Below are 12,069 nucleotides of genomic sequence, written 5' to 3'. Positions count from 1 at the left end.
AAAGCTTTAGTTAACTGGACGACAACTAAGTATTACATACTCTGCCACGACAAACCAAGAAGCCTTTCCCCCTTACTGTCGAGCTGCAACATTTTCCGCTACGATGCTGGATTGTTCTGTTTTTCAGAAGGATCGCCATGAGTAAATATACGCTGCACATAAACGGCAAGGCGCATGCCATGGAAGTCGAGCCCGATACCCCCCTGCTCTGGGCGCTGCGCGACAGCCTGGGGATGGTCGGCACCAAGTATGGCTGCGGCCTGGGCCAGTGCGGCGCCTGCACCGTCCACCTCGACGGCACGCCCACGCGTTCCTGCCTGGTGCCGGTCTCGGCGGTCGGCAAGCAGAAAGTCACCACCATCGAGGGCCTGGATGCGCACGCCCGCCATCCGCTGCAGCAAGCCTGGCAGGAGCTGGACGTGCCGCAATGCGGCTACTGCCAGGCCGGCCAGATCATGACCGCCTGCGCCCTGCTCAAGCAGCACCCGAAGCCGACCGACGCCCAGATCGACGAAGCCATGGCCGGCAACCTGTGCCGCTGCGCCACCTATATGCGGATCCGCAAGGGCATCCACCGCGCCGCCGCCATCGCCGCCAACGGAAAGGACAAGAAATGACGCACGCGCCCCAGTCCCCATCGCGCCGCAGCTTCCTGCGCCACGGCGCCGCCGGCGGCGCCTTCCTGCTGGCCATGTCGGCCGACGGCGCGCTGGCCGCGGCCGCGCGCGCCTCGAGCCCCGCGTCCGACTTCGTGCCCAACGCCTTCATCCGCATCGGCCGCGACGGCAGCGTCACCCTGGTCTCGAAACAGCCCGAGATCGGCCAGGGCATCAAGACCTCGCTGCCGATGGTGATCGCCGAGGAACTCGACGTCGACTGGAAGGACGTGCGCGTCAATCAGGGCGACCTGGATCCCGCCTATGGCGGACAGGGAGCGGGCGGCTCGACCTCGACCCCGAACAACTACAACGACTTCCGCCGCCTGGGCGCCACCGTGCGCGCCATGCTGGTCCAGGCCGCGAGCCAGGCCTGGGGCGTGCCGGCCAGCGAATGCAGCACCGACAAGGGCGCGGTCCTGCATGCCGCCGGCAAGCGCCGCCTCGGCTACGGCGCGCTGGTGGAAGCCGCGGCGAAACTGCCGGTGCCGGATCCGGCCCAGGTCGTCCTGAAGGATCCGGCCAGCTTCAGGCTGCTCGGCACCCGCATCGGCGGCGTCGACAACGCCGCCATCGTCGCTGGCCGTCCCCTGTTCGGCATCGACGTCCAGCTGCCCGGCATGCTGCACGCCGTGTATGCGAAGTGCCCGGTGTTCGGCGGCAAGCCGCTGCGCGCCAACCTGGACGCGGTGCGCGCCTTGCCCGGCGTCAAGGATGCGTTCCTCATCGACGGCACCGCCAACCTGAACGGCCTGCGTCCCGGCGTGGCGATCGTGGCCACCTCGACCTGGGCCGCCATGCGCGCGCGCCGCGAGCTGAAGGTCGAGTGGGACGAAGGCGTGGGCGCGGACCACAGCTGGGCCGGTTTCACTGCCCAGGCCCGGGCCGCGGCCAGGCAGCCGGGCGCGGCGACCATGCGCAAGGATGGCGACGTGGCGGCCGCGCTGGCCGGCGCCGCGAAGACGGTCGAGGCGGCCTACAGCTATCCCTTCATCTCGCACGCGAGCATGGAGCCGCAGAACTGCACCGCCTGGTTCAAGCCGGCCGACGCTTCGCTGGAGCTGTGGGCCCCGACCCAGAATCCGGGATCCGGACAGGCGCTGGTGAGCACGACCTTCGGCATCCCGAAGGAAAAGATCGTGCTGCACATCATCCGCAGCGGCGGCGGCTTCGGCCGGCGCCTGAGCTCGGACTTCATCGTCGAGGCGACCGCGATCGCGCAAAAAGTGAACGCCCCGGTCAAGCTGACCTGGACCCGCGAAGACGACTTGCAGCACGACCATTTCCGCCCGGGCGGCTTCCACTTCCTGCGCGGCGGCGTCGACGCCGCCGGACGCGCGGTGGCCTGGCAGAACCATTTCGTGACCTTCGCCAACCGCGTCGAGCGCGACGGCCAGAGCGTGCTGCAGCCTGGCAGCGGCGGCAACCTGTCCGGCGACGAGTTCCCGGGACGCTGGATCGGCAACTGCCAGCTCGAGCAGACCGCCCTCGAATGCCGCGTGCCGATGGGTCCGTGGCGCGCGCCGGGCAGCTGCGTGTTCGCCTGGGTCTTCCACAGCTTCATCGACGAACTGGCCCATGCCGGCGGACGCGATCCGCTCGAGTTCCGCATGGAACTACTGGGCAACAAGGACATCGTGGCGGGCACGGGCGAGCGCGGCCAGCCCTACAGCGTGGCGCGCATGAAGTCGGTGCTGCAGACCGCGGCCGACAAGGCCGGCTGGGGCAAGAAGACCTTCCCGCGCGGCCAGGGCCAGGGCATCGCCTTCCACTTCAGCCACCGCGGCTATGTGGCCCAGGTGGCCGAGGTCACGGTCTCGCGCGACGGCAAGCTGAAGGTCGACCGGGTGGTGGTGGCGACCGACATCGGCGCCCAGATCATCAACCTGTCGGGCGCCGAGAACCAGGTCGAGGGTTCGGTGATCGACGGCATGTCGACCATGATGTTCCCGGAACTGGACATCGACAAGGGTCGTGTGGTGCAGAGCAACTTCCACGAGTACCAGCTGCTGCGCATGCCGGATGCGCCCGGAAAGATCGAGGTGCACTTCGTGAAGTCGGATTATCCGGTCACCGGGCTGGGCGAACCGGCCCTGCCGCCGCTGGCGCCGGCGGTCTGCAACGCGATCTTCGCCGCGACGGGCAAGCGCGTGCGCGAGCTGCCGCTCAGCAAGACCGACCTGAGCTGGAGTTAGTAGGGTAGGCAGCTGTGCTGCCTACGCGTTCAACGGGCGTTTGATCGGCGCGACCGTGACCTGCCGACGTCAACAATCACCGCGTGGGCGGAATCCGCCCACCCTACTAATGTCGTACCGAGCTCCAGTCCTTGGCGCCGTAGCGTTCTAGGATCGCCAGCACCTGGTCACGCTGGCGGTCATCGCTGGTATCGACCGTGACCAGGCAAGGGCTATGCTGCTGGCCCGAGGGCCGGTAGACGTCGTTGTAATCGGTGCCGCCCTTCACCTTGGGATCGTCGCCCACCGTGAAGTTGGCCTGCACCGGGCCGGCCTCGTCGTCCGGCGCGCACATCTCGATATGGTCGCGTTCGACCCCTACCGACAGCAGGTCGGTGCGCAACTGGTCGACAATGGCGAAGTCGACGACACGTACAATCTGTTCGCTCATGGGGTCCTCCTTCGGATCGGATGTCACCAGCCTACCAGAAAACACCGGATCCGGCGCTCAGTCGGGCAGCACCGCCGTGACCTCGATTTCCACCCGCGCGCGCTCTTCCATCAGGGCCGACACCTGGACCGCGCTCATGGCCGGGTAATGGCGCCCGATCAGCTCGCGGTAGGCCGCGCCCAGGGCTGCGCCGGCCTCCAGGTATTCGCGCCGGTCGAGCACATACCAGGTCATGCGCACGATGTGCTCGGGACCGGCCCCGGCTTCACGCAGCACCGCCACGATGTTGGCCAGCGCCTGGCGCGCCTGGTCGACGAAATCGTCGCTGCGGAACTGGCCGTCGGCGTCCCAGCCGACCATGCCGCTGACGTAGACCTGGCGGCCGCGCGCGGCGACGCCGTTCGAATAGCCCTTCGGACGCGGCCAGCCGGGCGGTTGCAGGAATTCCATGCCGTCCTCCCTCATGCCGCCCCCGGGCGCGCGTCCGCCAGCAGTTCGCGCGCGATGATCAGGAGCTGCACTTCGCTCGCCCCCTCGTAGATGCGCAGCGCGCGGATTTCGCGGTACAGGGACTCGACCACCTGGCCGCTGGCCACGCCGAGACCGCCGAACAGCTGGACCGCGCCGTCGATCACGCGCTGGGCCGACTCGGTCGCCGCCAGCTTGGCCATCGCCGCTTCCTTGGTCACGCGCCGTCCCTGGTCGCGCATCCACGCGGCCCGGTAGGTCAGCAGCGCCGCGGCGTCGATGTCGGTCGCCATCTGGGCCAGCCGGGCCTGGGTCAGCTGGAAGTCGGCCAGGGTCTTGCCGAACATCGGGCGCGCCTGGGCATGCGCCAGCGCCTCGTCCAGCGCGCGCCGCGCGAATCCCAGCGCGGCCGCCGCCACCGAGGTGCGGAACACGTCGAGCGTGGCCATCGCCACCTTGAAACCCTGCCCTTCCTCGCCGATCATGCGCTCCGCGCCCACGCGGCACCCGGTGAAGCGCAGGCGCGCCAGCGGATGCGGCGCGATCACCTCGATGCGCTCGGCGATCTCGAAGCCCGGCGTGCCGGCGTCGACGATGAAGGCCGAGATGCCGCGCGCACCGCGCCCGCCCTCGCCGCCGCCGTCGCCGGTGCGCGCGAACACCACGTAGAAGTCGGCGATGCCGCCGTTCGAGATCCAGGTCTTCTCGCCGTCCAGCACCCAGCCGTCGCCGTCGCGCCGCGCCGCGCACTGCAGCGCCGCCACGTCGGAACCGGCCTGCGGCTCGGACAGCGCGAAGGCCGCGATCGCGGCCCCTTGCGCCACCCGCGCCAGGTAGCGCCCCTTCTGCTCGCGCGTGCCGAACAGCGAGATCGCGCCGCTGCCCAGCCCCTGCATCGCGAACGCGAAGTCGGCCAGGCCGGCGTGGCGCGCCAGCATCTCGCGCGCCAGGCAGATCGCGCGGGTGTCGATGGTGTCGGCGGCGCCGCCGTATTCGCTGCCGCCGACCGCGTGGCGCAGCCAGCCGGCCTCGCCCAGTTGCGCCACCAGCGCACGGCAGGCGGCGTCGACGTCCTTGCCGTGCGGGTCATGCAGGTGGATCGCCGCCCAGCAGTCGAGCTCGCGCGCCAGCGCGACGTGGCGTTCCTCGAAAAAAGGCCAGTCCAGGTATGCGTGCCGGTTCATCAATCCCCCTCGAACTGTGGCCGCTCCTTGGCCACGAAAGCGTGATAGGCGCGGTGGAAGTCATTGGTCGCCATGCAGATCGCCTGCGCCTGGGCCTCGGCCTCGATCGCCTCGTCCACCCCCATGTTCCACTCCTGCTGCAGCATCTTCTTGGTCATGCCGTGGGCGAAGGTCGGACCGCCCGCCAGGGTCGCCGCCAGGGCCTGGGCATCGGCCAGCACCCGGTCCGGCTCGCACAGCCGGTTGAAGAAGCCCCAGCGCTCGCCCTCCTCGCCGCCGAAGGCGCGCCCGGTGTAGAGCAGCTCGGCGGCCCGGCCCTGGCCGATCACGCGCGGCAGCAGCGCGCACGCGCCCATGTCGCAGCCGGCCAGGCCGACCCGGGTGAACAGGAAGGCGGTGCGGCTGCGCGCGGTGCCGTAGCGCAGGTCGGAGGCCAGCGCCAGGATCGCGCCGGCGCCGGCGCACACGCCGTCCACCGCCGCCACGATCGGCTGCGGGCAGGCGCGCATGGCCTTGACCAGGTCGCCCGTCATGCGGGTGAAGGCCAGCAGGCCGGGCATGTCGAGCTTCGTCAGCGGGCCGATGATCTCGTGCACGTCGCCGCCGGAACAGAAGTTGTCGCCGGCGCCGGTGAGCACGATCGCATTGACGTCGCCGGCATCGGCCAGCGCACGGAACAGGTCGCGCAGTTCGGCATAGGAGTCGAAGGTGAGCGGGTTCTTGCGCTCGGGGCGGTCCAGGGTCAGGGTGGCGACACCGTTCGCCAGCGCGAAACCGAAGTGGCGCGCCTCATGGGCGGCAAGGGTGGCGCGGCTGCCCGGCAGCCGGTGCGCTTCTCCCGGTAGATAGTGCATGGATGGCTCCTGTCAGTGTTGGTGTCAGCCCTCGAGCAGGCGCGCCGCCGCCTGCTGCGGCGACAGGCCGGCGCTGGCGGCCTGCAGGGCGCGTTCGCGCTCGAGGTTGCGTTCGAGTTGCAGCTTGCCGGCGCGGTACTGGGGCGGCCAGGCGATGGCGGTGTAGCCGATGCGCGCGGCTTCGAGCAGGGTCCAGGCCGGGTTCGCGAGGTGCGGACGCGCCACCGCGCACAGGTCGGCGCGCCCGGCGGCGATGATGCCGTTCACGTGGTCGGCCTCGTAGATCGAGCCGACCGCGATGGTCGCGATGCCGGCTTCGTTGCGGATGCGGTCGGAAAACGGGGTCTGGAACATGCGCCCGAACACCGGCTTTTCCAGCTTGCTGACCTGGCCCGAAGAACAGTCGATCATGTCGGCGCCGGCCGCGCGGAACAGGCGCGCCACCTCGACCGCGTCGGCCGGCGTCAGGCCGCCCTCGACCCAGTCGTGGCTGGATACCCGCACGCTGATCGGACGTTCCGGGGGCCACGCCGCGCGCACCGCCGCGAACACCTCGAGCGGGTAGCGGCAGCGGTTTTCCAGGCTGCCGCCGTAGGCGTCGCGACGCCGGTTGGTCAGCGGCGAGATGAAGCTGGAGAGCAGGTAGCCGTGGGCGCAGTGCAGTTCCAGCCAGTCGAAGCCGGCGTCGCCCGCGGCGCGGGCGGCGCGCACGAAGTCCTGCCTGATGCGCTCCAGGTCGTCCAGGCTGGCCTCGCGCGCGACCTGCGATACGCCCTCGATGTACTGCTGGCTGGACGCCGCCAGCAGCGGCCAGTTATCCTTCTGGAGCGGCAGGTCGATGCCTTCCCAGGCCACGCGCGTGGAACCCTTGGCGCCGGCATGGCCGAGCTGGATGCCGATCTTCGCGTCGCTCGCACCGTGCACGAAATCGACGATGCGCTTCCACGCCGCGGTATGCGCCGCCGTGTACAGGCCCGGGCAGCCGGGCGTGATGCGGGCGTCGGCCGAGACGCAGGTCATCTCGGCCATCACCAGCGCCGCCCCGCCCAGGGCGCGCGCGCCCAGGTGCGCCAGGTGGAAGTCGCCGACTTCGCCGTCCACCGCCGAATACTGGGCCATGGGCGAGACCACCACCCGGTTCTTCAGCAGCACGCCGCGCACCCGGTAGGGCGTAAACATCGGCGGCACGGCCTGCCCCGGGTCGGGCAGCCCGGCCTGGCCGGCCGCGCGCGCGGCGAACCAGCGCTCGAAGCCCTCGACATAGCCGGGATCGCGCAGGCGCAGGTTCTCGTGCGACAGGCGCTGGCTGCGGGTCAGCAGCGAATAGGCGAACTGCTCGGCCTCCAGCGCGCTGTAGCGGGCCACGTTCTCGAACCATTCCATCGAGTTGCGCGCGGCGCTCTGCAGCTTGAGCACCTCGACCATGCGGAGGTCCTGGTAGCGCGCCAGCGCGGCGCCCAGGTCCGCATCGCCCTCGCCCACCACGCGCGCCAGTTCGATCGCGTCTTCCAGCGCCAGCTTGGTGCCGGACCCGATCGAGAAATGCGCGCTATGGGCGGCGTCGCCCATCAGCACCACGGGCACCCGGCGCTCCTCCACATCGACCCAGTGGACCCATTCGCGGCAGGCCAGGCGCGGGAAGCGGATCCACATCGCCGAGCCGCGCAGGTGGGCGGTATTCGCCATCAGCGGCTGGCCGTCCAGCCAGGGCGCGAACAGGCGCTCGCACCAGGCCAGCGCCTGCTGCTGGTCCATCTCTTCCAGTCCGGCGGCGCGCCAGGTCTGTTCCGGGGTCTCGATGATGAAGGTCGAGGTGTCGCCGTCGTACTGGTAGGCGTGGGCCTGGAACCAGCCGTGTTCCGTCTCCACGAAGGCGAAGGTGAAGGCCTCGAAGCGCTTGCGCGTGCCCAGCCACACGAAGCGGCAATGGCGCGGCTCGACTTCGGGCTGGAACACCTGGGCGTGGCGGTTGCGGATGGCGCTGTTGACGCCGTCGCAGGCGACCACCAGGTCGGCGTTGTAGCGGCGCGCGAGTTCCCCGACGTCGCGCACCTCGGTCTCGAACACCAGTTCCACGCCGAGCTCGCGGCCACGCTCCTGCAGGATGTTCAGCAGGCGCTTGCGCGCGATCCCGCAGAAGCCGTGGCCGTTCGAGGTGACGGTGCGGCCCTTGAAGTGCACGTCGATCGCGTCCCAGTGATTGAACGACTGCAAGATCGCGCGCGCGCTCGGCTCGTCCGCCAGCGCCAGGTGGCCCAGGGTTTGATCCGAAAAAACCACACCCCAGCCGAAAGTATCGCTGGCGCGGTTGCGCTCGATCACGGTCACGGCGCAGCCCGGATGGCGTTTTTTCATCAGCAGTCCGAAGTACAGGCCGGCCGGGCCGCCGCCCACGCACACGATGTTCATTTCCGCTCCCATGACCGCTGTCGCGTATTGATGTTGCGCGTATATTACATGCGCAGATAGTTGAGGTGTCAACTATTGGCGCACACGGTTGGCGGTCCGGCCTTCTGCATGGTGAATATTTAGTACAATCGGGAAATCAGTTTGCACAGGACCGGTCCCGTGCAGTGGCTAACCATCCTGCATATATCGCCAACCTTGATGAAAATCTCAGACCGGATCGCGAATGCCCGCCCGCTGGCCACCACGGCCATGCATGCGCGCGCCGAAGCGCTGCGCCATGCCGGTGAATGCGTCATCGATTTTTCGATCGCCATCTCCCATTTCCCCGCCCCGCCCGCCGTGCTCGACGCCGTCGCCGGCGCCATCGAGCGCGAACGCACCATGCCCTACACCGACATCGGCGGCGCCCTGCAGGTGCGCGAGGCGCTGTGCGCCAAGCTGCGCAGCCAGAACGGGATCGAGGCCGGCGCCGACGACATCGTCGTGACGAATGGCGCCAAGCAGGCGTATTTCCAGGCGCTGTACGCGATGACCGACCCGGGCGACAGGATCGCCGTGTTCCGTCCCACCTGGCCCGCCTACCTGGCCAGCGCCGAACTGCTCGGGCTGGAGGTGGTCCTGGCCGACCTGCCGGACACCCTCACCCCGGCCGCGCTGGATGCGCTCGGTCCGGTCAAGGTCCTGGTCCTCAACAATCCGCACAACCCGACCGGCAAGGTCTACACCCGCACGGAACTCGAACACGTGCGCGACTGGGCGGAGCGGCGCGGCAGCCATGTGATCGTCGACGAAAGCTACGAACACCTGATCTTCGAAGGCTTCCACACCAGCCTGGCGGCGCTGTGCGACTGGCGCTCGGTGGGCGTGGTCACGCTGTTCTCCGCCTCGCAGAGCTATGCGATGATGGGCTGGCGGGTGGGGTTCGCGCTGGCCCCCGCGCCGCTCTCGCAGGCGATGCAGACCCTGCAGGGCCCGATCACGGCGGCCGCGCCGCACCTGTCGCAGGTGGCGGCGGTGGCCGCCTTCGCCGCCGGCGCGCCGGCCGGGATGCTGGACGATTACCGCGCGCGCCGCGACCTGGTCGTGCGCAGCTTCGCCGGCGTGCCCTGGATCGCCATCCCGGCGCCGCATTCCGGCCCTTACCTGTGGGCCGACGTGCGCGCGCTCACCCATGACACGCTGGCCTTCGCGGAAGCGCTGCTGGAGCAGGAGAAGGTGGCGCTGATGCCGGGCGAGGCGCTCGGCATGCCGGGCTTCATCCGGCTCGGCTACATCTCCGGCGACAACGCGACCCTGCTCGAGGGAGCGCGCCGCATCGTCGCCTTCGGCGACCGCTACCAGCGTCTGGTGCGACAATGAGCGAAATACTCGGACGCTTCCGCCTGAACAGCCTGCGCAGCCGCCTGATGCTGCTGGTGGCGCTGGCGATCACGCCGATCGCCGTGGTCACCGTGCTGGGCGGGCTGCGCGAGCGCGAGGCCGCGATCCGCGCCTCCGAGGCGAACCTGAAACGCCTGACCAGCCTGGCCGCGGCCAACGAGGCGCAGTCGATCGAGCGCGCGCGCCAGATCCTGGTCGACCTGGTCAGCGTGCCCGACCTGATGGGCGACAGCGCGCGCTGCAACGCCCTGCTGGCCGATGTACTCGACCGCAACGAAGGCTATGTCAACTTCGGCCTGATCCAGATGAACGGCGACGTCACCTGCAGCGCGGTGCCGATGCTGCATCCGGTGAACCTGGGCGACCGTCGCCATTTCAAGCGCGCCGTCTCCGAGCGCCGCTTCATCGCCGGCGACTACATCTTCGGCCGCGTGATCCGCAAGCACACCATCAACCTGACCTACCCCGTCATCGACCGTAGCGGCAAGGTAGTGGCCGTGGTGTTCGCGGCGATGGACCTGGCCGGGCTCGACACCTTCGTCAACGACATCAGCCTGCCGCCCGGTTCGATCCTCGAGACCGCCGACGCCTCCGGCGCCCTGATCTCGCGCCGGCCGGATCCGGAGCGCTGGTTCGGGCACAAGATCCCTCCGGTGCTGCGCGAAGCGATGCGCGGCTCGCACCAGCGCGCCGTGGTGATCCGCGGCGAGGACGGCGTCGACCGCCTGCACGCCTTCGCGCGCGTCGGTCCGCCCTCGCTGTCCGAATACACGGTCACGATCGGGGTGCCGACCGAGACCATCACGGAAGTCGCGCGCGAAGCCCAGCTGATGTCGCTGATGGGCCTGGCCGCGACCACCCTGCTGGCGCTGCTGGCCGCCTGGCTGGCCGGCGACAAGCTGATCGTGCAGCGCGTGCGCAAGCTGATGACCACGGCGCGCCGCATCGCCGCCGGCGAACTGGACGCCCGCAGCGGCATCGAGTATGGCAACGAGGAGATCGGGCGCCTGGCGGCCGCGCTCGACGAAATGGCCGAGACCCTGCAGACGAAGGAAGCGGCGCGCAGCCTGGCCGAGCGCGAGCTGCGCGCGGCCGACCAGCGCAAGGACGAATTCCTGGCGATGCTGGCACATGAACTGCGCAATCCGCTGGCGCCGATCAGCACCGGCGCCCACCTGCTCAAGCTCCTGCACTCGGACAACGCCCAGATCACCCAGACCTGCGCCATCATCGCGCGCCAGGTCGAGCACATGACCAGCCTGGTGGACGACCTGCTCGACGTCTCGCGCGTCACCCGCGGGCTGGTCTCGCTGTCGACCCAGGTACTCGACCTGCGCAACGTGGTCGACGACGCGGCCGAGCAGATCCGTCCCCTGATCACGGCGCGCCGCCACAAGGTGGTGCTGGACCTGCCGAGCACCCCGGCCAACGTCAAGGGCGACCACAAGCGCCTGGTGCAGGTGGTCGCCAACCTGCTCAACAACGCCACCAAGTACACGCCCGAAGGCGGTCATATCGGCCTGCAGCTGAAGGACGAGGGCGGCGAGTTCCTGCTCAGCGTGAGCGACGACGGGATCGGCATGGACCCGGGCCTGGTGGCGCGGGTGTTCGACCTGTTCACGCAGGCCGAGCGCACGCCGGACCGTTCGCAGGGCGGACTCGGCCTGGGACTGGCGCTGGCCAAGAGCCTGGTCGAGCTGCACGGCGGCAGCGTCGGCGCGTGCAGCGCGGGCCTCGGCAAGGGCAGCACCTTCACGGTGCGCCTGCCGCGCTACACCCACGACGCCGTACCGCCGCCGCCGGCGCCGGTGGCCAGCAGCAGCCCGACCGGCGCCCCGCTGCGGGTGCTGGTGGTCGACGACAACCTAGATGCGGCCCATACCCTGAACCTGTTCCTGAGCGCGGCCGGCCACAAGGTCGAAATCGCCTACTGCGCGACCGATGCGCTCGAGGTGGCCAGGGTGTTCTCGCCCCAGGTCTGCCTGCTCGACATCGGCCTGCCCGACATGGACGGCAACGAACTGGCGCGCCGCCTGCGCCGCCTGCCGCAGACCGCGTCGGCGGTGCTGGTCGCCGCCACCGGCTACGGGCGCCAGCAGGACCGCGACGCGGCCCAGGAAGCCGGCTTCGATCACTACATGGTCAAGCCGGTCAATACGATGCAGCTCAGCGACCTGATGGGGCAGGTCGCCGCCGGCGCCGCCACTTAGGGAAGTACTGATTTAATCGTCTGCCAATCTGCTGAGCTGTCACAATAGCGCATCCAATTTCCGAGTAAATCGATGACGCAGATGAGCTTTTCCGATGTTGAGTACGCCAGCAAGAAGAAGCTGACTCGACGCGACCGTTTCCTTGCAGAGATCGAGGCTGCAACGCCGTGGCCAACTCTGGTTGCGGCGCTGCTGCCGTACTATCCGAAAGGCGATGGTCGTGGCCGGCCGCCGGTCGGTCTTGAGCGCATGCTGCGCATGTACATTGCCCAGCAATGCTTCG

At 69.3% G+C, this 12,069-nt stretch carries 10 protein-coding genes; 5 read left to right on the top strand and 5 right to left on the bottom strand.

The window, feature by feature from the left end; all coding sequences use genetic code 11:
• Positions 1 to 137: 137 nt before the first annotated feature.
• Both H162_RS0104200 and H162_RS0104195 read left to right on the top strand, forming a co-directional pair.
• The gene (locus H162_RS0104200) at positions 138 to 617 is read left to right on the top strand and encodes a (2Fe-2S)-binding protein (RefSeq protein ID WP_026354201.1); all 480 of its coding nucleotides are present in this window, start codon (positions 138 to 140) and stop codon (positions 615 to 617) included.
• Entirely contained in the window at positions 614 to 2,851 is a 2,238-nt protein-coding gene (locus H162_RS0104195; RefSeq protein WP_020652197.1) for a xanthine dehydrogenase family protein molybdopterin-binding subunit, read from the top strand. Before H162_RS0104200 ends, H162_RS0104195 begins: the two co-directional genes overlap by 4 nt.
• A gap of 106 nt (positions 2,852 to 2,957) precedes the next feature.
• Here H162_RS0104195 and H162_RS0104190 read toward each other — a convergent pair whose 3' ends face one another.
• Genes H162_RS0104190 through H162_RS0104170 form a run of 5 tightly spaced genes read right to left on the bottom strand, consistent with a single transcriptional unit; the run spans position 2,958 to position 8,196 of the window.
• Complete coding sequence (locus H162_RS0104190) at positions 2,958 to 3,281, bottom strand: hypothetical protein (RefSeq protein ID WP_020652196.1); 324 nt, start codon at positions 3,279 to 3,281, stop codon at positions 2,958 to 2,960.
• 57 nt (positions 3,282 to 3,338) lie between these two features.
• Complete coding sequence (locus tag H162_RS0104185) at positions 3,339 to 3,731, bottom strand: RidA family protein (protein ID WP_020652195.1); 393 nt, start codon at positions 3,729 to 3,731, stop codon at positions 3,339 to 3,341.
• Between the two features lie 11 nt (positions 3,732 to 3,742).
• Entirely contained in the window at positions 3,743 to 4,933 is a 1,191-nt protein-coding gene (locus H162_RS0104180) for an acyl-CoA dehydrogenase family protein (protein ID WP_020652194.1), read from the bottom strand.
• On the bottom strand, positions 4,933 to 5,787 hold the full coding sequence (locus tag H162_RS0104175; RefSeq protein WP_020652193.1) for an enoyl-CoA hydratase family protein: 855 nt from the start codon (positions 5,785 to 5,787) through the stop codon (positions 4,933 to 4,935). Before H162_RS0104175 ends, H162_RS0104180 begins: the two co-directional genes overlap by 1 nt.
• Positions 5,788 to 5,811: 24 nt before the next feature.
• Complete coding sequence (locus H162_RS0104170) at positions 5,812 to 8,196, bottom strand: bifunctional salicylyl-CoA 5-hydroxylase/oxidoreductase (protein WP_020652192.1); 2,385 nt, start codon at positions 8,194 to 8,196, stop codon at positions 5,812 to 5,814.
• 198 nt (positions 8,197 to 8,394) lie between these two features.
• On the opposite strand from H162_RS0104170, the gene H162_RS0104165 reads away from it, so the two are divergent.
• The 3 genes from H162_RS0104165 to H162_RS30090 form a co-directional block, all read left to right on the top strand.
• Positions 8,395 to 9,555: a pyridoxal phosphate-dependent aminotransferase gene (locus H162_RS0104165; RefSeq protein ID WP_020652191.1), complete on the top strand. Its 1,161-nt coding sequence runs from the start codon at positions 8,395 to 8,397 to the stop codon at positions 9,553 to 9,555.
• Positions 9,552 to 11,786, top strand: a complete 2,235-nt coding sequence (locus tag H162_RS0104160; protein WP_020652190.1) for an ATP-binding protein — start codon at positions 9,552 to 9,554, stop codon at positions 11,784 to 11,786. Before H162_RS0104165 ends, H162_RS0104160 begins: the two co-directional genes overlap by 4 nt.
• 72 nt (positions 11,787 to 11,858) lie before the next feature.
• On the top strand, positions 11,859 to 12,069 hold a 211-nt coding region (locus tag H162_RS30090), incomplete at its 3' end, for a transposase (RefSeq protein ID WP_020652189.1).

It is taken from the genome of Massilia niastensis DSM 21313 (assembly GCF_000382345.1).
GTDB lineage: Bacteria > Pseudomonadota > Gammaproteobacteria > Burkholderiales > Burkholderiaceae_D > Telluria > Telluria niastensis.
This window is presented reverse-complemented; position numbering and strand designations above follow the sequence as displayed.

Bases quoted from the DNA above. Each gene is read 5' to 3' on its own strand.
- H162_RS0104185 (WP_020652195.1), bottom strand. From the start codon at position 3,731: ATGGAATTCCTGCAACCGCCCGGCTGGCCGCGTCCGAAGGGCTATTCG.
- H162_RS0104190 (WP_020652196.1), bottom strand. From the start codon at position 3,281: ATGAGCGAACAGATTGTACGTGTCGTCGACTTCGCCATTGTCGACCAG.
- H162_RS0104200 (WP_026354201.1), top strand. From the start codon at position 138: ATGAGTAAATATACGCTGCACATAAACGGCAAGGCGCATGCCATGGAA.
- H162_RS0104180 (WP_020652194.1), bottom strand. From the start codon at position 4,933: ATGAACCGGCACGCATACCTGGACTGGCCTTTTTTCGAGGAACGCCAC.
- H162_RS0104175 (WP_020652193.1), bottom strand. From the start codon at position 5,787: ATGCACTATCTACCGGGAGAAGCGCACCGGCTGCCGGGCAGCCGCGCC.
- H162_RS0104165 (WP_020652191.1), top strand. From the start codon at position 8,395: ATGAAAATCTCAGACCGGATCGCGAATGCCCGCCCGCTGGCCACCACG.
- H162_RS0104195 (WP_020652197.1), top strand. From the start codon at position 614: ATGACGCACGCGCCCCAGTCCCCATCGCGCCGCAGCTTCCTGCGCCAC.
- H162_RS0104160 (WP_020652190.1), top strand. From the start codon at position 9,552: ATGAGCGAAATACTCGGACGCTTCCGCCTGAACAGCCTGCGCAGCCGC.
- H162_RS0104170 (WP_020652192.1), bottom strand. From the start codon at position 8,196: ATGAACATCGTGTGCGTGGGCGGCGGCCCGGCCGGCCTGTACTTCGGA.